The organism is Rhodobacteraceae bacterium IMCC1335, from assembly GCA_039640495.1.
Classification (GTDB): Bacteria; Pseudomonadota; Alphaproteobacteria; order Rhodobacterales; family Rhodobacteraceae; genus Thalassovivens.
On record CP046864.1, the window covers coordinates 1,976,225 to 1,996,785 of the forward strand.

The window sequence follows — 20,561 nt, forward strand, 5'->3', positions numbered from 1 at the left end:
CGAACAAATTAAAAGGATTTATGGACTTAGCGTAACGTGGCTTATCGGCCATCTCCAAGCTCTTGATCTATCCGGCGGATGGCTTCTTTGGTGATATCTGCAGAGGCAATAACCAACACCACTTGCTTCTTTTCCAACAAGATAGTCGCGTTGCGCTCTTGCATGATTTGTACAAAAATCGGCCCAAATTGTTGTAGCACATCGGATTGCGCCGCATCGCCAGCAAGTTTCAGCTCAACCCGTTTGTCTTCCTGCTCTTTGCGCAACCTAGTCGATTTTTGATCAAAGGCCAGCGCCATTTCTTTAAAAGCAGAGGGATCAGTACTACCACGCAGATCACTTAGGGCCTTTTCTTCGGCGACCAGTTCTTCTGCGATGCGTTCAAATTCATTGCTCAGCGCTTGGTTTGCCTGCTGAAATTCTGCGATAATACGGCGGCCATATAGCGTGGTCCGAAAAACCTCATCGAAATCAACCACCACCACCTGTTGGGCGGCAGGTGCGCCAGCTTGACCAAATACGGGGCCTGCGAGCAGCAGCAAAAGAAAAAACCCCTTTAAAAAGCTTAATCTAAACCTGTTCATCAGAACCGCGTTGATAATGTGAACTCAAAATTATTCGCTTCATCAAATTCTTCTTTTTGGATCGCGCGCGTCCAATTAAACCGCAAAGGTCCGATCGGCGTGGCCCAAAACACAGTAGCACCCGCAACTTGGCGCGGTATCGCCGCATTGTAATAGACTGTGTTTGCGCCGTTCGGGCTTGTCTCAACTGGTAAGCCCCAAAGACTGCCAACATCGTAAAACACCCCACCCGTAATCCCGTATTCTTCCGGGATTCCTATGGGAAACTCTGCTTCAAACCGCGCAACGGCAAATTGTTCACCGCCCAAAGCATCATTAACAGTAACAGCACCGTTTCCATTTACGACACGCTCGCGCGGCCCCACACCGCCAGGGTTAAAGCCGCGCATAACCCGGCTGCCAAGCGCAAAGCGATCGCTCACGCGGCTTCCGCCCTTTGAATACCGTAAATCCCCCGCTTCAAACGTGGCCGATAACGTAACTTCTTCACCGAATGTTTTTTGTTCGCCCTGCAATTTCAAATTTGATTTAACGCTTGTTGTATCCCCGCCAAGCCCCGTGAAATCTTGGCTAAATTGAAGCAACAAGCCAGCTGTAGGGTTGAGACCGACACGCCGGGTATCATAACCGAATGTATATCCCACGCCGGACGTATTAACCCTGCCCTGCTTAAATTCATCACCAATGATTGAGGTCACCGCATTTCCTGACACTTCATCACTGGTGTAAGAATAGCGAAATCCAACCCGGATGAAATTATTGATCGGATAGCTTATCCCCGGTTGGAAATTTACAGAGCGTGTATCATAAGTGGAATTTTGCTGATTGGTTTCTTCATAGGCTAAATTCAGCGAGAATTGCAGTTCATTGCCCAAAAAGGCGGGCTCAATAAAACCAAAAGAATAGGTTGTATTGTCAGAGCCACCTTGAATTTTAAAGTTAAGCCCTTGCCCACGGCCAATAAAATTACGTTCACGATATTCGATAATACCGCCCAGTCCCAAAGCGCTGGAATACCCCGCCCCGAGAGACAGACTGCCTGTTGGCTTTTCACCCACGGCAAGGTCAATAATCACCGTTTCAGGCTTATTCCCCGCGCGTGTTGACACGTTCACTGGGTCAAAAAAGCCCAAACGGCGAATGCGATCTACAGCAGCCCTGAGCGCGCGGGGATTAAACGGATCTCCTTCCACAGCGCGAAATTGCCGACGGATCACGTTATCCAGAGTAGACGTATTTCCAGACACATTGATGCGTTCGATAAAGATCCGTTCGCCACGGTCGACAACGAAGGCCACATCAAGTGTGCGGGTTGAGTCATTTCGCTTCAAGCGCGGCGTCACACGTAAAAAATCTACGCCCTCCATCACGGCCAAACGCTCTAAGCGCGCAATATCATCCTCAACCGCCAATGGTGAATAGATCACAGAGGGTTTGAGCGTTAACGCTGCTGAAAAAACCGTTTCGTCAACGTCCGAGCGCTCTGAGACAAGGGTTACCGCGCCAACTTTAAACTGTTGGCCTTCTTGTATGTTGAATGTGATGAAATAGCCGTCGCGCTCTTCAGAGAATTCTGCATTCACACCATTGATCACAAAATCGACAAATCCGCGCGATTGATAAAAATCCGTTAATATCTGCTTATCAAATTCGATCCGATCCTCAATGAACGTATCTCTTTGCACCAACAAACGAAGCAATCCAGCCTGCTTTGTATTCAAAACATTGCGTAGCTTGCGATCGCTAAAGGTTTTATTGCCAACAAAGCCGATGCGCTCTATCTCGACGACACCACCTTCAAAAATCTCAAAGACCAGATTCACACGATTATCTGGCAAGCGAATGATTTTAGGCGTTACCCGCGACGCCAAGCGCCCCATATCCGCGTAAGCTTGAGCGATGCGCTCTCTGTCTTCCTCAACTTTCATCGGGTTAAACACCCGCCGTGATTTCGCACTGACGATCTGAGCAAGAACTTCGTCTTTCAGCCTATCATTGCCCTCAAAAGCAACCTGGCTGATTGTGGGATATTCCTGCACCTTAATGATCAATCGGCGCCCCTGCGGAATGAATTCGATATCTTCAAACAATCCAGAGTTCGCCACCTCTTGATAAGCCGCACTTATCTCAGAGGCCGAAACATTTTTTCTCAGTGGAAGGTTGGCATAGCTGATAATCGTTGACGTTTCTATCCGACGATTGCCATCCACTTCGATTGAAGAAAAGTTAAACTCTTGAGCCCAGGAAGCCGATCCTATGCAAATAATTGCCGCAACAAAAATTCCAAAAAACTGCTTCATCTTCATTCCTTACTGTCACCTGATAATTCAACCTGCGGTTCGTTCTAGTGGTACCAAATATTCACAACAACTGCATCTTGAATTTGTGTAACGCTTATTTTTAAGGAACACCACATTTCTGCTCACTTTTTCCACGGCTATTTTATGGACAAAGAAGATCATTTCCGAGCGCAAACACCATAAAACCCAGCACCAAAGCCAAGCCAATCGTCATCAATATATTTAAGGCATAGGCACTTGGAGGGCGCCCGATAACCGCTTCAAAAGCAAAAAACACCAGATGCCCACCATCCAAAACTGGAACAGGAAACAAATTTATCAATCCCACCGCAGCAGAGAGCACCGCGATAAACCAGATAAAACTATCTCCACCCTGCCGCGCCATCTGCCCTGAGGTTTCAGCGATCCCAATCGGTCCTGAAAGGTTACAGCTGCTTATTGCCCCCGTCACAACATGATAGAAACCAGAAAGCGAGCCTTTCATGACGCGCCAAGTTGCATCTGCACCGGATTTAAGCGCGGATGCGAAAGGAAGCGTGCTGGTTTGCGGTTCAAAAAAGAACCCACCTCCCATCACGCCGATGCGCCATTGCGCGCTAAAGCCTTCATCGGTTTGTTCATCTACCCGCCGTGGGGTTAGCGATAGCTGGCGCGTCGCGCCTGCGCGCCACACCTCAACGGCCAAAGTTTCTCCAGCAGATCCTTCCACCGCTTGCTTTAAACTATCAAACGTTAAAATTGAGGCGCCATCAATGCGCGTAATGACATCGCCCGATCGCAAGTCGGCCTGCGCTGCCGCCGAGCGTGGCACCACTGCAGACACGCGGGCGATATTTACATTTGGGCCTGGCACAGCCAGTTCTTGTTGATTTCGCCGAATGATGAATTCATAGGTCTCCGCATCTGATAGGTTTGACCAAAAACTAGACAGAGCCGTTACATCTGCAAAGTCAGGCACGGTTTGTCCATCGATTGCCAAAACGATATCCCCAACTTTCATTTGATGCGCATACGGGATCTCATAGAGCGACCCGATGGTCAGTGGTGATCGCACTTGCCCCTGCCAAAGCGCAATTGCGGAAAATAAAATAAGCGATAATGCAAAATTGAACACAGGGCCCGCTGCAACCGTTGCGGTACGCGCCCAGAGCGGCGCTCCATGCATCGTTTGGCGAAGTTGCTTTTGATCCAAACGGCTCAAACTATTGCTATCTGCCCCGCTGGCAGCGTCTTTATCGCCTTTAAATTTGACATATCCGCCAAACGGAATCAGCGCGAATTGCCAACGCGTGCCGCGTCTGTCGAGCCGAGACAAAATAACCGGGCCAAACCCAAGCGAAAAAACGTCAGCCTCGATCCCGCTCCAGCGGCCGACAATGTAATGACCATATTCATGCACTGCCACAATGACTGACAACGCGACAAAAAACGCCGACAAAGTTACAATTAAACCACCAAAGGCGGGAACCAATGAAAATACGTCCAAACTTCTATCCTGTCAGATTTACATTAAATGTTGAATTTTTGTGTTAGCTTCCATGCGCCCGATTTGATCCATCTGAAGAATATTTTCCAGCGACGGCTCTGAAAGCGGTGTATTGGGTCCGCCAAACACCGCATCCAACACGCTTCGAACCACATCAGCCATCACCAGAAATCCAATTTTTCGATCAATGAACGCATCCAATGCAACCTCTTTAGCCGCGTTATACACCGCCCCCGACAACCCCCCAATATCCAGCACCTCATAAGCCAGTGCCAAAGCAGGGTATTTCTTAAAATCAGGCGCTGAAAATTCCAAGTTGCCAATTTCCGCAAGGTTCAAACGCTCAATCGGCAGGGCTTTGCGATGCGGGTGATTGAGTGCGTAGCCAATCGCGTGGCGCATATCAGATGGCCCAACATGCGCCATCAACCCGCCATCATGAAAGCCAACCAAAGCATGCACCAATGACTGCGGATGGATTAGCACTTCGATTTGATCAGATCTTAAATCAAAAAGCTCTTTTGCTTCAATAACTTCTAATGACTTATTGAACATAGAGGCGCTGTCAATCGTAATCCTTTGCCCCATATTCCAATTTGGATGGGTTGCAGCTTGCTCTGGCGTCGCTCGCGCTAAATCGTCATAGCTCCAATCTCGAAACGCTCCGCCAGATGCGGTTAATATAACCCGCTCGACAGCTTCGCGGCTTTCCCCTATCAAAGCCTGAAACACCGCAGAATGCTCGCTATCTACTGGCAATAAAGCCACGTTATTATGAGCTGATGTTTTGCGCATCAAGGCGCCGGCCGCCACCATACTTTCTTTATTGGCCAAAGCCAGATCCGCCCCCGCCTGCATAGCCCGCAACCCCGGTTCAAGGCCTGCGGCGCCAACAATTGCCGACATCACCCAATCTGCACTCTGATCAGCGGCCTCCAATAAGGCATTATGTCCAGCAGCCGCTTGCACTGTTGTTCCAGCCAGCGCCTCTTTCAGGGCAGGATATTCCTCATCAAAGGCGGTTACCGCAACCTGAGCACCGGTGGAAATTGCATCTTGCGCGAGCTGCGCAATATTACGCCCGCCAGATAGCGCAAGAACGTCAAAATTCTCACGATCACGTTTCACGAGATCCAGCGTGCTTTGCCCAATTGAACCCGTTGCACCAAATACGCTAATTCGTTTCATCCCAAACTCATGAACATGTTGGCCCCGGCAAATACGAGTGTGGCGCCAACCAAAGCGTCAAAACGGTCCAAAAAGCCGCCATGTCCAGGCAAGAGGTTTGAGCTGTCTTTTTGATCTGCCCTGCGCTTTAGGGCACTTTCTCCAATATCGCCGATTTGCGATGCAAAGGCCAATGCCCCCGAAAACAAGATCGCAACCCCCGCAGAGAGCGGCAAAGACCCGTAAGACACCCAAAGCCATCCACAAACGCCAGAGCCAAGCCAGCCAGCCAAAACACCAGACCATGTTTTTTTGGGGCTAACGCTCGGCCAAAATTTGGGGCCCTTAATGACACGCCCAGCAAAATAACCCAAAACATCCGTCAAAACCACGATCGAGATCAACCATAAAATCACCTCCAAGCCCGACGATGCGCGCAGCGCAATCAGATATAAGACGGTTATGAATATGCAAACAGACGCTAGCGCGCCCTGCCATTTTAGGCGAAAATATAAACCGGCCTGACAGGCTGCCCCTAAGCCCAAATACATTATTCCTTTTAAGTTATCGGCATTGCGCAAAACCAAGATCAGCGTCAGAATCGCGATTGTTCCGCTGATGGCTCCCACCTGCTTTGACAGGGGGGTCAACATATGCGCCAATTCCCAATGCATGACGAATAAGATCGCAGCCAGAAGCAACGTGAAAACAAGGTCTCCGCTCCACAGCGCAAGGCCACAAATAAGAAGTAAAATGACCGCCGAGGCCAGCCGCAGAGGCAAATCAGCCCAAGCAGTGCTGGAAGTCATGTTGCAACGCCTCCGTATCGCCGAGTGCGCCCCACGTAATTATCAAGCGTTTGCTTAAACATTGTTTTGGTGAAATCTGGCCAAAGCGTATCGATAAACTCATATTCGGCATACGCCGATTGCCACAACAAAAAGTTAGATATACGCGCCTCGCCTGACGTTCTGATGACCAAATCTGGATCAGGTAAAACATAAGTATCCAAATATTTTGGAAGGGTTTCCTCATCAATGGTTTTGGGATCAAGTCGGCCCTTTTGCACATCATAGGCTAATCGCTTAGTGGCGCGAGCCACTTCATCACGGCCACCGTAATTGATCGCAATGGTCAAGTGAAGCAGATCATTTTCACTGGTCAACAACTCTAATTCATCCATCAGATCGACGAGTTTATTATCGAGGCGTCGCCGATCACCGATAAAACGAACCCTCACCATCTGTTTTTTTAAATTCTGTGCTTCGCGTTGGATATAGCGCCGAAACAAATTCATTAAACCGGACACTTCGGATTGCGTACGTTTCCAATTTTCCGTTGAAAATGCAAAAATCGTTAAAAATTTAACGCCAACCTCAGGACAGCTTTCGACGATCTCTCTCACCCGACGTGCGCCTGCGTAATGCCCAAGCAAACGTGGTCTTTTACGCAGCTCTGCCCAGCGGCCATTCCCATCCATGATGATCGCGACATGGGCAGGACCTTGGTTTTGCAAGAAATCCTTAGACATCTTTGCTCAATCACACCTGCATTATTTCAGCTTGCTTTTTCTCAAGCGACGTATCGACCGCTTTGATCATCGTATCCGTCAGGCTTTGAACCTCATCTTCCCAAAACTTTTGATCATCCTCTGACAGACCATCCGATTTTGCTTTTTTCACCTGATCCATACCATCTCTGCGGATATTGCGCACCGCAACCCGTGCATGCTCGGCATATTGCGCCGCGACGCGGGTCAATTCTTTCCGCCGCTCCTCATTCAATTCCGGGATCGGCAACATGATAATCGTACCGTTTAACTGCGGATTTATGCCAAGGCCACTTTCACGAATAGATTTTTCAACGGCATTCACCATCGATTTATCCCAAACGTTGATCGTTACCATGCGCGGCTCTGGCACATTAACGGTGCCAACCTGATTGATTGGCGTTCTTTGTCCGTAGGCTTCAACTGTAATTGGTTCGAGCATCGAAGCCGAAGCCCGGCCCGTACGCAGCGATGCGAATTCCGTACGCAAAGCCCCCAGAGCCCCATCCATACGACGCTGTAAATCATCTGTATCTAAAATAAAATCGTCTGCCATGCCCTAAACTCGTTATTTATGTTACACCGCAATTTGGCGGTTCTGCACCTTTAAAGTCTTGTAACCTTAATCAGACACTTTTGTATAGAGACCTTCTCCAGCGAGTATTCCTTTGAAACCGCCGGGTTCATCCAGAGAAAACACAATAATCGGTAGATTATTATCCCGCGCAAGCGCGATTGCACTTGCATCCATCACCGCCAAATGCTTCGCCAAAACATCATCATATGTGATATTTGTGTAGCGTTTTGCATCGGAAAATTTAGCAGGGTCTTTATCATACACACCGTCCACTTTTGTACCCTTTAAAATAACCTCACAGGCCATTTCGGTTGCGCGCAAGGTCGCGGCCGTATCCGTTGTAAAATAGGGATTGCCCGTGCCAGCGGCAAAGATGCAGACACGCGATTTTTCAAGATGGCGGACCGCGCGGCGGCGGATATAGGGCTCACACACTTGGTCCATCGGTATTGCACTTACCACGCGCGTGAACACCCCAAGCCCCTCAAGCGCACTTTGCATCGCTAAGGCGTTCATCACGGTGGCGAGCATGCCCATATAATCGGCGGTCGTCCGCTCCATACCTTGTGCGCTGCCCTGAAGGCCGCGAAAAATATTTCCACCACCAATCACCATGCAAATCTCAACGCCCATATCATGCACTGATTTGACTTCTTGCGCGATGCGTTCAACGGTGGGCGGATGCAAACCAAAACCCGTTTCTCCCATCAATGCTTCACCAGAAATTTTTAACATGACACGTGAATAAGTTGTTTGGGACGGTGTGGCCTCGGTCATGTAAGAGCTCCTTTGACAAGCACAGATGAACATCAAATTGTATAAGTGTGTTTTTTCTTCAATCACACATTCACTCGAGGAACAATAGCCGGTAAACCTGTGCGCAGACGTAAAAGTTAAGCGGCCCAAATGAATAAGTTTGCTCTGTCAGATATCGCCAAGCATGCGGACACATGCCCGATCTTGATTGCCGGCCCCACGGCCAGCGGTAAATCTGCTCTCGCGATGGAAATAGCGGAGCGGTTTGGGGGCGCGATCCTTAACGCCGATGCGTTTCAAATCTACAGCAATTGGCGGGTTTTAACGGCACGGCCTTCCAAAGTCGATGAAGATAAAGCGCCACATTTCCTATACGGTCATATTGCACCCGACGCAGCTTATTCCGTGGGTCATTGGCTGGCAGAAATCACACCATTGTTAAACGCATCGCCTCGCCCGATCATCACCGGCGGCACGGGGCTTTATTTTCAAGCTTTGACAAAAGGGTTGGCAAATATTCCGCCTATTCCCCCAGAAATTCGCAAAGCTGCGCAAGAAGAAATAAGTAAGAAGGGCTTTGAGGCGCTTATCAGCGGGCTTGATGCCGCAACCAAAAGCCAAATTGACTGCAAAAACCCAATGCGCGTTCAAAGGGCTTGGGAAGTGCAAAAAGCCACCGGACGATCTATTGCCGTCTGGCAAGCTTCTACCCCCAAGCCGCTTTTGCCAGCAGCGCGATGCATCACGCTTCTCTGCGATGTCGATAAAGATTGGTTAAACCAACGTATTCAAAACCGTTTTCACAAAATGATCGAGGAAGGTGCCTTGGATGAAGCGGCGGCGAATCTTCCAAGCTGGAGCGCTGATTTGCCTGCCTCTCGCGCCATCGGAGCGCGCCATTTAATCGCGCATCTGCGCGGAGAAATGCCGTTAAGTAAGGCGATCGAAGAGGCCACAATCGCAACCCGTCAATATGCCAAACGACAACGCACTTGGTTTCGCGGTAAAATGGATAACTGGAGCAAATGCGACCCAAGACGGCTTTGAGCCCTGCCGACTTCGATAAATCGTCATGTTCATTGCAGAAACCCGTTTACAGGTTTCCAAAACAGCTATTAGCAAATCGCGGGGCGCAATTAATCTTTCCTTCACTGGTTTTGAATGTTCTAATCTGCATGAGGTTGGTTTTAGATTCGACAGGAGAAACATCATGGCGGGCTCGGTAAATAAGGTCATTTTAATCGGAAATTTGGGCCGCGATCCCGAGGTGCGGAATTTTCCAAACGGGGGCAAAGTTTGCAATCTGCGCATCGCCACATCTGAAAATTGGAAAGATCGCAACTCCGGCGAGCGCCGCGAGAAAACAGAATGGCACAGCGTAGCAATATTCTCAGAACCACTAGTGCGCGTGGCCGAACAATATCTACGCAAAGGTTCTAAAATTTACATTGAAGGTCAATTGGAAACCCGCAAATGGCAGGATCAATCCGGCGCTGATCGTTATTCAACCGAAGTTGTGCTGCGTCCTTACCGCTCAGAGCTTACGATGCTAGACGGTCGCAGCGATAATACCGGTGCGTCAGCTGGTTATGGCAGTATCGGCAATGAGGATATGGGAAGCTACGAGAGTGGCGCGCCCGCGGGCGACGGTTATTCTGCGACCCAAGGACAACCTAGCCCGTCACGCGATCTGGATGATGAAATTCCGTTTTAAAGTAGAGATATGCGGGGTCTTAAATCAGGCCGCACGGTTAGCCAGCGCATCCTTTAATAGTCCAAGCAGCGCCGATTTTGGTACGTCAGACGTAAGGAACGCCTGACCAATGCCTTTGGCAAGTATCAAGCGTAATGTGCCGTCGAGCACCTTTTTATCTTGCAACATGAGATCCAAAAGCGCCTCTGCTGCCGGCAAATCGCCAGGAATATCTTTGAGGTCACATTTCATTCCCATCTGGCGCAGATGCGCCCGGACGCGGCTTGGATCTTCCTGAGAGCAAAGCTGCAATCGGCTTGACAGTTCAAATGCCAGAGCCGTGCCGATGGCAACACCCTCACCATGCAGAAGGCGCTGTGAATAGCCGGTTGCATTTTCCAAAGCATGACAGAAAGTATGCCCAAGATTGAGCACAGCGCGATCCCCCTGTTCGGTTTCATCTCGCATAACGATATCGGCTTTCATTTGACACGATATTCTAACGGCTTCCTCGCGTGCGACCTTATCACCTGCGACAATCAAGGGGCCATTCACCTCGAGCCATTCGAAAAAATCTGCATTTCCAAGCAGCCCGTATTTTACAACCTCGCCATATCCGGCAATAAAATCGCGCTGCGGCAGGCTGTCGAGAATACCGATATCTGCCAAAACCAAACTGGGCTGATGAAACGCCCCGATTAGATTTTTACCATGGCGGCTATTCACGCCGGTTTTACCACCCACAGAGCTGTCAACTTGGGCCAAAAGGGACGTTGGAATTTGCACGAAGCGTACACCTCTTCGTAAAATAGCTGCTGCAAAACCAACAAGATCGCCGATAACACCGCCGCCCAAAGCGATAACCACGTCTTGGCGCTCGATTTTTTGCGCAAGCAGCCAATCTACAGTGTCGCCCAGTTTTGCCCATGATTTGGTAGCCTCGCCTGCGGGCAAGTTCAGGCTCACGCAGTCGATGCCGGCATCTGTTAGCGTTCCTACCAAAGCATCAAGATGCAATGCACCGACCTGTTCATCCGTGACAATTGCCACTTTCATGCGATGCAATAAAGGGCGCAGTAGCGTTGCAGCATCGTCTATAATGGCGGCGCCGATGACAATATCATAAGAGCGCGCGCCCAGATTCACATGCACTTTACGCATCGTTTTTTTCCTCAATAAGCTCTGGTTTCGTACGCAACGCCGCGATCACTTTCAACGCCATTTCATCAATTGAATTAAAAGCGCTTGATCGAAGCTCAATATCGGCCAACGCATAAATCGTCTGGCGTTTGTCATAATAGGATTTCAATGTGGAAAAAGGATCAGATGTTTTCAACAACGGACGGTTACTTTTGTGACGGACGCGATGCCACAAAACATCCAAATCCACATTCAACCAAACCGACACGGCCTGCGCAGAGATCGCTGCACGATTTTGCTCAGAAATAAACGCCCCGCCTCCGGTCGAAAGAACGCATAATTGGCTGCCAAGCAAGCGGGTGATGACTTGCGTTTCTTTCTTGCGGAAAAAAGCCTCTCCATGGCGTTCAAAAATTTCTGGAATGGTAAGGTTGGCGGCTTTTTCAAGCTCTGAATCTGAATCGAGAAAGGGCACATCCAGTACCTGAGCAACGGCTTTACCGACCGCTGTTTTACCCGCCCCCATCATGCCCACAAAGACCAGGGGTTTTTTTAATATCAGCGCCATGCGGTTCCTTATTGGCAAACAAATCAAAAACGTCAATTGTCACTAGGAAATGGCGTGATATTGGAAGAAAGGCTAGGTATAAATTAAGTTAAACGCGTTTTCACCAAGGTCTCGTGCATGTTCCGTATTATAAAATGGCTTTTTCTGCTGGCAGTATTAAGCTTTATATCTCTGATTTTATTCGCTTATTTGGGCCCTTTTTTTGGCGTATCCTTCGTGCCTACGCGAACGTTGACAACAGTGCCGGTGATTCTGAATGACGGTTAGGTTTTGGCTTTTCTGTTTGATGCTGCCCTTGAGCGCGTATGCAGAAACACCTTTATCGGCAATTGATTGGCTGGCAGAGCACAGCATAAAAGGCAGCCCTAAACTATCATCAACGCCGGATCTGCGCGAAAACCCTGCCCTCAGCGCAACCGTTTCAACCGATATTGAAGTAACAGTTTTAAGAGATATCCAACGCGACGCTGTGGGCTTGCTGCCCCCGGAAGTCACGGGGTTGCCCTTAACTCTATGGCGCAACAGCACAACTCAGGATTTGCTCAGCCTTTTAGAAGCCAGCAAAGTAAGCCAAAACCCCTCGATTCAAAGCCTCACTATGCGGGTCATGCTTGCGGAGGGTGATGCGCCTTATGACAGCAACGGAAAATTTAACTTCCTTCGCGCAAAGCTAGAAAAATTGATACAATATGGCGCCATTGATCCGGCGCTTGCAATGTTAGAACGCGCCGCCCCTCTGCCCGCGCCTCTGGTGCCCATTCTATTTGATCTTTCTATGTATAGTGAAGCTCTGGAACCCGCCTGCGAACAAGTCCTCCAATTAGGGGCCGCATTTGAAAACGACAGTGCCCGCATTTACTGCCTTGCGCGCCGGGGGGAATGGCAGAGCGCGAATATTATGTTGACCACCGCAGAGGCGTTGCAAAGCCTTACACCGCGCGAAACCGCCCTGCTGCATTTTTTTCTGGAAACCGGCTCAGAAAAAACCAGCGATCTTTATTTTTCCGCCGATAGCGTCCTGACACCGCTTGAATATCGTCTATATGAAGCCTTTGGTGAACCTGTGCCTGCCAATGACTTACCCCTGGCTTTTTCGGTTGCAGAACTTTCTGGCGATAAGGGCTGGAAAGCTCAATTAGAAGCGGCAGAACGCTTAAGCAAAAGCGGCGTGTTCAGCGATAATCAATTATTGGGTTTATTAACAAAAAAACCAGCTCCTGCCTCGGGTGGAATATGGGACCGGGTTACCATGATCCAGGACTTAGAACAGGCTTTAGAGGCCAACGCGCCGGCGCGGATATCGGATGCGCTGCGCACTGTCTGGAGCGCTATGGGCACTTCAGCGCTTGCAACACCGATAGCGCGGCTTTTTTACAAACGCCTCGTCGCGGCCAACCTATTAAAACAGGATCTTGTTTTGGTGCATGAAATGGGGTTGTTGACCGATCATTACCAAGACGCAGCAAAAGCTCTTATCACCCGATCGCGCAAACATCGCTTAGAGGTCGCGGTTGCGTTAAACCGATTTACCTTTTTCTCCCCTCGGAATGAATTTGAACAGGCCATTTTGAAAGCATATAAAACACCGCGTATTCCATATTCGGTGAGTAATTTATTGGCGCAAGGCAAGCTGGGTGAAGTTATTCTGAACGCCACTTTGCAATTCGAAAAGGGCAGCGACGGTGATCTGCAGGATTTAATCGAAGCACTCTCCACCTTGCGTCACATTGGGCTTGACGACACCGCCCGACGCGCGACCCTCTCGTTAATTAAGTTGGGCTATTAATGACAACTGATCAGGGCCTTATTCAAAGCTTTTTAGAAATAAAAATTGCCGAAACGGGAGCCTCAAAAAATACAATCGCGGCTTATGAACGAGATTTAAACGATTTCAAAACGTGGCTTCAGGCCAACCGGATCAAGCTACTGAAGGTCACCCAAAAGCAGATTGAATCTTATCTGGTTGGTCAAGAACAAAAAGGCTTTGCCCCCACAACCCGAGCACGTCGTTTATCGGTAATAAAACAGTTTTTTCTGCTGTCCTTTAGCGAAGAATGGCGAAACGACAATCCCGCTGCTCAAATCACCGGTCTTGGGCAAAGCAAAAAGCTTCCCAAAACGCTGAGCATAAGCGATGTTGACAGATTACTTGCAACCGCCGAAAGCGCTGGCAAAGATCTGCGAGAACAGAGCCGTAGCGCGTGCTTGATGCACCTGCTTTACGCAACCGGCATGCGGGTGAGCGAGCTACTTTTTTTGCACTTGGCAGAGGTTCGCGGGAAGCCTCAGATGCTGCTGGTACGCGGCAAAGGCGGTAAAGAGCGGCTGGTGCCTCTGACCACGGCAGCCCAACGCCATTTGACGGCTTGGGTTGCGCTGCGCGACATGGAAGACAAACAAGCGCACAAAGATGGCAGGCCGCTGTCGCGTTTTTTATTCCCCTCGCGCAATGCCAATGCGCCGATGTCACGGATTTGGTTTTATCAAAAAATTAAATCTTGGGCCGTTTTAGCGGGTTTAGATGTTTCCAAAGTCACGCCGCATACCATCCGGCATGCATTTGCCAGTCATTTATTGGCGAATGGGGCGGATTTGCGGGTGATACAAACGCTTTTGGGGCATGCTGATATTGCCACCACTGAAATTTATACGCATGTTCTGGAAGACCAGCTTCAGCAATTGGTATTAGACCACCACCCGCTTTCCAACACCTCAAAAAAAGCCAAATAGACCAGCCGCCCAGCAAACCGACTTGAACGCAAAGAGCATAAGCTGCATAGAATATGAAAGTTAAACCTAGCGAATAAGGGCACATCGGAAACCGATATGGATACCGCGTTCTGGATCACGATCAGCACCATCATGGGCTTGATAATTCTTTCTGCTTTTTTTTCAGGCAGCGAAACGGCTTTAACTGCAGCGTCGCGCGGAAAATTGCGCGCGCAGGCGGATAAGGGTTCACGCGGAGCGAAACGCGCCCTTAAGATCACCGAAGATAACGAACGCCTGATCGGCTCGGTCTTATTGGGCAATAATTTGGTCAATATTCTGGCAACATCTTTGGCAACGGCGGTTTTCACGCGATCTTTTGGCGAAAGCGGCGTGGCACTGGCGACTTTGGTAATGACGGTTCTCATTCTGGTCTTCGCGGAAGTCTTACCAAAAACCTACGCCATTACAAATGCAGAGGCCGCGGCAGCCCGCGTCAGCCGCCCCATCCAAATATGTATTGTTTTATTCTCTCCTTTCGCCAGCGCCGTGCGCTGGCTGGTTGGGGGTGTGCTCAGATTGTTTGGCGTGCGCAGCGATACACATATGCTCGATCAGGCGATGCGCGAAGAAATCGCCGGGGCCTTGAGTTTGGGGCATTCTGAAGGGATCGTTGAAAAGGAAGACCGGGATCGTATTCTTGGGGCGCTTGACCTGTCTGAGCGGGCCGTTGAAGAAATTATGTTGCATCGTTCAAAAATTGAAATGATCAATGCAGAACAACCGCCGATGGATATATTAAATCAATGCCTTGATAGCAGCTATACGCGACTTCCTGTCTATAAAGATGACCCTGAAAATATAATTGGTGTGATCCATGCCAAAGATCTTGCGCGAACAGTGTATCGAATTATGAGCAATCCGGAAACGGCGACGCGTAACTTTGACTCGTTTGATATTCGAGATGTGGCGATGGAACCCTATTTTGTGCCCAACACCACGCCACTGGATGATCAAATGCGGCAGTTTTTGCTCCGCCATGCGCATTTTGCGTTGATCGTTGATGAATATGGCAGCCTGCAAGGCCTTTTGACGCTGGAAGATATTCTAGAGGAAATCGTTGGCGAAATCACAGATGAATTTGACGAAAATGTCACCAGTTCGATTGCACAGACCGAGGATGGACAATTTGTAATTGACGGCACAATGACAATTCGAGACCTAAATCGCGCTAATGATTGGGCCTTGCCGGACACCGAAGCCAACACAATCGCCGGGTTGGTCATTCACGAGGCGCAAACAATACCCGTTATAGGCCAGGTTTTTAGTTTTCACGGGTTTCGCTTTGAGGTTTCGGGACGTATTGCAAACCGCATCACAGAATTGAAAATCAGGCCACTCTAACCTTACCTGAGCCACGGTTTTGGCGCCTGGTCGCAATGCTAAATCTGAGGTTTAAGCGCTCACTTCGCAGCCGAAAAACTCATGTTCAGAATTCTTGTGTCTACATTTTGCGTTAAATGTCGTAGATACTCTATATGGAAATGGCAATTATCATTTTGGCAGCTGGGCAATCCAAGCGGATGCGAGGGTTGGACAAACTTACGCAGAAAGTCTCTGGCCTGCCCCAAATTCAACGCATAACCCTGCTTGCCTGCCAAGTATCGACAAAAGTGATCGTTGCCTTGCCAGATGCGGCTCATCCCAGATCAATTTGTTTACTTGGCCTGCCAATTGAGCGACGTTTCATTTTAAATTCACAAAGCGGCATGGGCTATTCGCTGGCCAGCGCCGCCAGCATGTTGAAAAAAAGCCTTCATTCTGGCGTAATGGTGATCCCAGCAGATATGCCAGACTTAACACGCGAGGATATTGAGCTCTTACTGGCTGCGCATCAGAAAAACCCTGAAGTAATTACGCAAGCCATTTCTGCCAATGGGAAGCTGGGCCATCCGGTGGTATTTCCCAATCGCTGCTTTAAATCCTTAACTTCCTTACAGGGCGATCAAGGCGCCCGCGCCGTAATCGCACAAGATAGAAAAGCGATAAAACACATCACCCTGCCCGGCTCGCATGCAACAAACGATCTTGATACGCCCGAAGATTGGATAGCCTGGCGGCATAGATCTGAATTGCGCAAAAAGTAAAAGACTTTCTTTATCAGAAATACAGCATGCCCCAAACCGCAGCTGATTACGCCCCGATTTTGAATTTTCCCAAAAGCGTAGCCCCTGTTTCTACGACAAGCGTATTGCTTACCATATGCGTATCGGTGGATGAGGTCAGTTTTAGGTTAACGGATGTGGCCTTGATTTTACCTTTTATTTTACCTTCGGTAAGCAGTTCTTCTGATGTGATATTGCCCGCGATCAGGCCGCTGTCTTTTACATCAACCGCTTTTGCAGCAACGTTGCCTTTAACTGACCCAGAAATCACAACATCTCCTTGGCTTTGGACATTTCCATAAATTTCAAGATCGTTTTGTATCGTCGATACAGCCATTCATCCTATCTCCCAGAATTTGACTTGAGGATCAATAAATGGAGTTATCACATCAAAGGCAAGTCATTTATTTGAAAGATCATCAATTTAACTACTAGGATGATATAAAGATGTCAGAAGTAATTCGGGGCTGTTGTAAAGCGAAGAACTACCTCTCGGGTGCGCCACTTATCATCAGACTTAAGCAGTCTACCGATGGATAACATACTGATAACATTCTCATAAGTAGCTTTGCCCTAGTATTGGGCTGGAGAGAATGTTGACCAGATTACTTATCTAGATCATCACGTCTGTCTCAGTTTTATTTCTCAATACTCGCCAACACCATTCTAAGAAATTCAGAGACCTTATCTTGCTCGATCCACCTTGCGACAACCACTAAATCATTCTCAGGGTCCACATAGATGACTTGCGTTCCAACACCCATCGCACAATATGCCGATTTTGGTGTTCCAGAGAGGATACCGTTACGCGGATCGTTCAACCACCAAAGATACCCATAGAAAGGGGCTATGGAACAAGGTGTCGTACATTCTTCTATCCATTTCTCCGGAATTATTTCCTGGTCGTTCCATCGTCCCTTATTGAGCATTAATTGACCGACACGGGCGTGATCCTTAGTACTGATCCAAAGGCCACCACCCCAGTGAGCGCCTCCAGATACTGATTGTATTTGTTTCCCGTTTAACTCTGACCAAGAATTCTGATAACCGTGCCATTCCCAAGTTTTCGTAGCACCAATGGGACCCATAATTCTTTCTTGTAACACTTCTGGCAAAGAGCGGCCAAATGCTCTCATCAGGGCAAACGATAATTGATTTACTCGAACATCGTTATACTCCCAATAAGTACCTGGCGGCTGCAATGTACGTTTGCTTCCCCTTTTCTCGGCATGGGTCGTGTCACCCATCACATCTCTATAATGGTCGATCCAATCAGGCTTATCCCAAAGAGTTCCTTCCCATTCACTCGTAAGCTGCAACATATGCGCCCAAGTGATGTCTCTGTTTTGTAAGCTGTCAAAGCCTGCATCCTTCACGATATCTTTTATGGGAGCATGAATATCGGGAATAATGCCGTCTTTAACCGCAATTCCCATACACAATGACAGGTAGCTTTTGCTGATACTGAAAGTCATATCAACGTACTCAGTATCACCCCAAGTTTTGACAAGTTGACCACTGCGAAGGATTACGCCTGAACCAGACTTTCTAGACTTCACTGGCCCAATTGTTTTGCCAATAGGCCAAGGCTCTTCGAAATGCCCTTTTTCTAAAGCTGCACCTATATTGCGATCCATACTGGACTCGTTTTCGATAGCGAAATCTATGGCTTTCGAAAGAAGGCAGCTATCCATACCAGCTTTTTGCGGATCAATCTCAATCAAACTATGCATCACACTCAACCTTTTATGATCCATTAAATGCTAACGAGCATTTACCTTTGACTCAAATCAATTGGCTCGTTTGACGATGGTTAAATCAGGCTGAAATTAAATTCATCCATTTTGCACATACTTATAGATCATGCCCCTTACCATAACCCTGCCCTACGCCTTCAGTTGCCCAACCACCTATTTGATCGGATAACATCTGAGGGACACTCAACTGCTCTCAGACGATCTCTAATCGAATGCCTGAGGCTTTGCATTGTAAGGCCCTTAGAAAAAACTGAACGCACTAATTTTACCAAGCAGCATTGACAAAAACGAAATCGGCAGTTCGTCTTTATATACGACATCCAGTTTCATTCATCTGGACTACTGCACGTTCAGATGTAATCTTATCCCTGTAAAAAGATTTAGAGCAAAGTTAGATGGCAAAGCAAAAAATTGAGCGAAAAGTAGCCGTAATATTTGCGACTGATGTCGTGTCTTACAGCAAACATATGGAAGCTGACGAAAGTGAAACCATTCACAACTTGCGCGAATGTGAAACTTTGCTAACAAGTCTGTTTGAACTGTATGATGGCCGCTTATTTAATACTGGCGGAGACTCTTTTTTAGCAGAATTTCCAAGTGCAGTGTCCGCAGTTGACTGTGCTGTCGAATTCCAAAAACGCATTCGAAAAAGAAACTTATCTGAAGAAACCTCTGTAAAACTAAAGTTCCGGATCGGGATTAATTCTGGTGATGTGGTTAAAGAAAAAGACAATTTACTAGGTGATGGTGTTAACATTGCCGCTAGACTAGAGGCGTTAGCGCAAACTGGCGGTATTTCTATCTCAAAGGTGATCTATGCTTTTATAAAGGGTAAAACCAGTTATGAATTTCACGATTTGGGTATCCAAAAAATTAAACAAAACGAATTCCACGCTTACGATCTAATTTTAGACCCGTCGCAAAAACGTAAACTGGACGGAAATAATACAAACATTAGCAAAAAGAAAAATTTGGCCATAGTTGCCGTTTTCGACCAAAGCCACCAGCCATCTAAGATCATCGTCTATTAAGCGGCACTGGGTTTGGACTTTGCGGATGTCTTTTATCGGTATGTGAAGCCGTTTGCTTGCTCCAGCCGATTTGTCAAAGTACATCCCTACAAAGGGGTTCTTGAGATCAAGCGCATACTCAAAGATGGCGAAGTTAAAGACGGCTCTGATAAAACTCATTACTCTGCTAACGCTTTAGCCAACCAGACCCTTAGCAATCAGGTAATCCCTGTAACGCAGAGCATCTGCTCTGGTGTACTCGGCCAAGTTCTTAGCTCCACAGGCATCTACACGATAAGTACAGGCTCTTTGGGCCGCAGCCTCAAAGCTCTTTGGCTTACCAGCACCCTTCTGCGTGACATAGGTTTCTAAAGCCTCAGGCAGTGTAATACACTGCTCAGTGGCACTAGACACATCAAGCTGAGTATTTCGGGCAAATGAACCACATCCCGACTTTAACAAACTGCACCCAATAAGATCAGGGTCAGCCATTCTAAGGTGAGACCAGTATTCATCTAATTTAGCCGCAGCCACCAAAGCCCTTGATTTAGCGGTCTGCGCAGACCTCGTCTTAAGCCCCTGAACAATACGGGGATAGGAATAATGGCTCAAAAGATTGGCGGGAACACGTCTTGAGAAGTAGTAATACCCAGCACGATTAAACGTATAAGGGACTTTTTTGGTCAGTAATCTGGTCAACACTCTTTCCAGCCCAATACTAAGGCAAAGCTACTTATGAGAATGTTATCAGTAGGTTATCTATCGGTAGACTGTTTAAGTCTGATGAGAAGTGGCGCACCCGAGAGGATTCGAACCTCTGACCTCTGCCTTCGGAGGGCAGCGCTCTATCCAGCTGAGCTACGGGTGCAATAATAACAGACAGGCTACTCTACCAGTTCCTTACGGCTCGGTTACAATACATCGAAAAAATAATCAAACATAAAGTGAAAACCATTCGCAGAGTTTAACGGCCAACCCCCAGACAGCACAAAACTGCCCACGCATATACAGACAACAATTATATGAAACCTTCCAAATTTTCTAAAATTACGCAAAGAACCATGCTCGTGAATTAGGGTGCAATGCGTCGGACATAATAG

At 48.1% G+C, this 20,561-nt stretch carries 20 protein-coding genes and 1 tRNA gene; 7 read left to right on the forward strand and 14 right to left on the reverse strand.

Annotated elements, in window-relative coordinates; translation table 11 throughout:
- Positions 1 to 41 precede the first annotated feature (41 nt).
- The 8 genes from GN241_09400 to GN241_09435 form a co-directional block, all read right to left on the reverse strand.
- Positions 42 to 584, reverse strand: a complete 543-nt coding sequence (locus GN241_09400; protein ID XAT57557.1) for an OmpH family outer membrane protein — start codon at positions 582 to 584, stop codon at positions 42 to 44.
- Positions 584 to 2,884 carry an outer membrane protein assembly factor BamA gene (gene bamA, locus GN241_09405; GenBank protein ID XAT57558.1) on the reverse strand — a complete coding sequence of 767 codons (2,301 nt, stop codon included), beginning with the start codon at positions 2,882 to 2,884 and terminating at the stop codon, positions 584 to 586. Before bamA ends, GN241_09400 begins: the two co-directional genes overlap by 1 nt.
- A gap of 142 nt (positions 2,885 to 3,026) precedes the next feature.
- The gene (rseP, locus tag GN241_09410; protein XAT57559.1) at positions 3,027 to 4,370 is read right to left on the reverse strand and encodes an RIP metalloprotease RseP; all 1,344 of its coding nucleotides are present in this window, start codon (positions 4,368 to 4,370) and stop codon (positions 3,027 to 3,029) included.
- A gap of 18 nt (positions 4,371 to 4,388) precedes the next feature.
- Positions 4,389 to 5,558 (reverse strand): 1-deoxy-D-xylulose-5-phosphate reductoisomerase, encoded by a 1,170-nt coding sequence (locus GN241_09415; GenBank protein ID XAT57560.1) that lies wholly within the window; start codon positions 5,556 to 5,558, stop codon positions 4,389 to 4,391.
- A complete protein-coding gene (locus tag GN241_09420) occupies positions 5,555 to 6,346 on the reverse strand; it encodes a phosphatidate cytidylyltransferase (protein ID XAT57561.1) in 792 nt (263 codons plus the stop codon). The genes GN241_09415 and GN241_09420 overlap by 4 nt, the downstream gene beginning before the upstream one ends.
- Complete coding sequence (uppS, locus tag GN241_09425) at positions 6,343 to 7,068, reverse strand: di-trans,poly-cis-decaprenylcistransferase (protein ID XAT57562.1); 726 nt, start codon at positions 7,066 to 7,068, stop codon at positions 6,343 to 6,345. The genes GN241_09420 and uppS overlap by 4 nt, the downstream gene beginning before the upstream one ends.
- 10 nt (positions 7,069 to 7,078) lie before the next feature.
- Positions 7,079 to 7,642: a ribosome recycling factor gene (locus tag GN241_09430; protein XAT57563.1), complete on the reverse strand. Its 564-nt coding sequence runs from the start codon at positions 7,640 to 7,642 to the stop codon at positions 7,079 to 7,081.
- Between the two features lie 66 nt (positions 7,643 to 7,708).
- Positions 7,709 to 8,440 (reverse strand): UMP kinase, encoded by a 732-nt coding sequence (locus GN241_09435; GenBank protein ID XAT57564.1) that lies wholly within the window; start codon positions 8,438 to 8,440, stop codon positions 7,709 to 7,711.
- 129 nt (positions 8,441 to 8,569) lie between these two features.
- Here GN241_09435 and miaA point away from each other — a divergent pair, with 129 nt between their 5' ends.
- A complete protein-coding gene (miaA, locus tag GN241_09440) occupies positions 8,570 to 9,466 on the forward strand; it encodes a tRNA (adenosine(37)-N6)-dimethylallyltransferase MiaA (protein ID XAT57565.1) in 897 nt (298 codons plus the stop codon).
- Positions 9,467 to 9,629: 163 nt separating this feature from the next.
- Positions 9,630 to 10,133: a single-stranded DNA-binding protein gene (gene ssb, locus GN241_09445; protein ID XAT57566.1), complete on the forward strand. Its 504-nt coding sequence runs from the start codon at positions 9,630 to 9,632 to the stop codon at positions 10,131 to 10,133.
- Positions 10,134 to 10,157: 24 nt separating this feature from the next.
- On the opposite strand, the gene GN241_09450 is transcribed toward ssb, so the two are convergent.
- A complete protein-coding gene (locus GN241_09450) occupies positions 10,158 to 11,273 on the reverse strand; it encodes a 3-dehydroquinate synthase (protein ID XAT57567.1) in 1,116 nt (371 codons plus the stop codon).
- The gene (locus GN241_09455; protein ID XAT57568.1) at positions 11,266 to 11,820 is read right to left on the reverse strand and encodes a shikimate kinase; all 555 of its coding nucleotides are present in this window, start codon (positions 11,818 to 11,820) and stop codon (positions 11,266 to 11,268) included. The genes GN241_09450 and GN241_09455 overlap by 8 nt, the downstream gene beginning before the upstream one ends.
- Before the next feature lie 256 nt (positions 11,821 to 12,076).
- Here GN241_09455 and GN241_09460 point away from each other — a divergent pair, with 256 nt between their 5' ends.
- From GN241_09460 to GN241_09475, 4 genes are all read left to right on the forward strand, one after another.
- The gene (locus tag GN241_09460; protein XAT57569.1) at positions 12,077 to 13,606 is read left to right on the forward strand and encodes a hypothetical protein; all 1,530 of its coding nucleotides are present in this window, start codon (positions 12,077 to 12,079) and stop codon (positions 13,604 to 13,606) included.
- Positions 13,606 to 14,550, forward strand: a complete 945-nt coding sequence (locus GN241_09465; GenBank protein XAT57570.1) for a tyrosine recombinase — start codon at positions 13,606 to 13,608, stop codon at positions 14,548 to 14,550. Before GN241_09460 ends, GN241_09465 begins: the two co-directional genes overlap by 1 nt.
- A 96-nt stretch (positions 14,551 to 14,646) precedes the next feature.
- The gene (locus tag GN241_09470) at positions 14,647 to 15,933 is read left to right on the forward strand and encodes a DUF21 domain-containing protein (GenBank protein ID XAT57571.1); all 1,287 of its coding nucleotides are present in this window, start codon (positions 14,647 to 14,649) and stop codon (positions 15,931 to 15,933) included.
- A gap of 134 nt (positions 15,934 to 16,067) precedes the next feature.
- Complete coding sequence (locus GN241_09475; GenBank protein XAT57572.1) at positions 16,068 to 16,676, forward strand: NTP transferase domain-containing protein; 609 nt, start codon at positions 16,068 to 16,070, stop codon at positions 16,674 to 16,676.
- 46 nt (positions 16,677 to 16,722) lie between these two features.
- Here the strand turns inward: GN241_09475 and GN241_09480 are convergent, their stop codons facing one another.
- Complete coding sequence (locus GN241_09480) at positions 16,723 to 17,031, reverse strand: hypothetical protein (protein XAT57573.1); 309 nt, start codon at positions 17,029 to 17,031, stop codon at positions 16,723 to 16,725.
- Between the two features lie 301 nt (positions 17,032 to 17,332).
- Complete coding sequence (locus GN241_09485) at positions 17,333 to 18,427, reverse strand: serine hydrolase (protein ID XAT57574.1); 1,095 nt, start codon at positions 18,425 to 18,427, stop codon at positions 17,333 to 17,335.
- Positions 18,428 to 18,846: 419 nt separating this feature from the next.
- On the opposite strand from GN241_09485, the gene GN241_09490 reads away from it, so the two are divergent.
- Positions 18,847 to 19,482 (forward strand): hypothetical protein, encoded by a 636-nt coding sequence (locus GN241_09490; GenBank protein ID XAT57575.1) that lies wholly within the window; start codon positions 18,847 to 18,849, stop codon positions 19,480 to 19,482.
- A 174-nt stretch (positions 19,483 to 19,656) separates the two neighbouring features.
- On the opposite strand, the gene GN241_09495 is transcribed toward GN241_09490, so the two are convergent.
- Positions 19,657 to 20,160 carry a hypothetical protein gene (locus tag GN241_09495; GenBank protein XAT57576.1) on the reverse strand — a complete coding sequence of 168 codons (504 nt, stop codon included), beginning with the start codon at positions 20,158 to 20,160 and terminating at the stop codon, positions 19,657 to 19,659.
- A 92-nt stretch (positions 20,161 to 20,252) separates the two neighbouring features.
- A tRNA-Arg gene (locus GN241_09500) sits at positions 20,253 to 20,329 on the reverse strand.
- Between the last annotated feature and the right edge of the window lie 232 nt (positions 20,330 to 20,561).

Coding starts and splice junctions, on each gene's coding strand:
- GN241_09455 (XAT57568.1), bottom strand. CDS start 11,820: ATGGCGCTGATATTAAAAAAACCCCTGGTCTTTGTGGGCATGATGGGG.
- bamA (XAT57558.1), bottom strand. CDS start 2,884: ATGAAGCAGTTTTTTGGAATTTTTGTTGCGGCAATTATTTGCATAGGA.
- GN241_09490 (XAT57575.1), top strand. CDS start 18,847: ATGGCAAAGCAAAAAATTGAGCGAAAAGTAGCCGTAATATTTGCGACT.
- GN241_09400 (XAT57557.1), bottom strand. CDS start 584: ATGAACAGGTTTAGATTAAGCTTTTTAAAGGGGTTTTTTCTTTTGCTG.
- GN241_09450 (XAT57567.1), bottom strand. CDS start 11,273: ATGCGTAAAGTGCATGTGAATCTGGGCGCGCGCTCTTATGATATTGTC.
- GN241_09470 (XAT57571.1), top strand. CDS start 14,647: ATGGATACCGCGTTCTGGATCACGATCAGCACCATCATGGGCTTGATA.
- GN241_09460 (XAT57569.1), top strand. CDS start 12,077: ATGACGGTTAGGTTTTGGCTTTTCTGTTTGATGCTGCCCTTGAGCGCG.
- GN241_09435 (XAT57564.1), bottom strand. CDS start 8,440: ATGACCGAGGCCACACCGTCCCAAACAACTTATTCACGTGTCATGTTA.
- GN241_09420 (XAT57561.1), bottom strand. CDS start 6,346: ATGACTTCCAGCACTGCTTGGGCTGATTTGCCTCTGCGGCTGGCCTCG.
- GN241_09465 (XAT57570.1), top strand. CDS start 13,606: ATGACAACTGATCAGGGCCTTATTCAAAGCTTTTTAGAAATAAAAATT.
- GN241_09430 (XAT57563.1), bottom strand. CDS start 7,642: ATGGCAGACGATTTTATTTTAGATACAGATGATTTACAGCGTCGTATG.
- GN241_09485 (XAT57574.1), bottom strand. CDS start 18,427: ATGCATAGTTTGATTGAGATTGATCCGCAAAAAGCTGGTATGGATAGC.
- ssb (XAT57566.1), top strand. CDS start 9,630: ATGGCGGGCTCGGTAAATAAGGTCATTTTAATCGGAAATTTGGGCCGC.
- uppS (XAT57562.1), bottom strand. CDS start 7,068: ATGTCTAAGGATTTCTTGCAAAACCAAGGTCCTGCCCATGTCGCGATC.
- GN241_09480 (XAT57573.1), bottom strand. CDS start 17,031: ATGGCTGTATCGACGATACAAAACGATCTTGAAATTTATGGAAATGTC.
- GN241_09415 (XAT57560.1), bottom strand. CDS start 5,558: ATGAAACGAATTAGCGTATTTGGTGCAACGGGTTCAATTGGGCAAAGC.
- GN241_09475 (XAT57572.1), top strand. CDS start 16,068: ATGGAAATGGCAATTATCATTTTGGCAGCTGGGCAATCCAAGCGGATG.
- miaA (XAT57565.1), top strand. CDS start 8,570: ATGAATAAGTTTGCTCTGTCAGATATCGCCAAGCATGCGGACACATGC.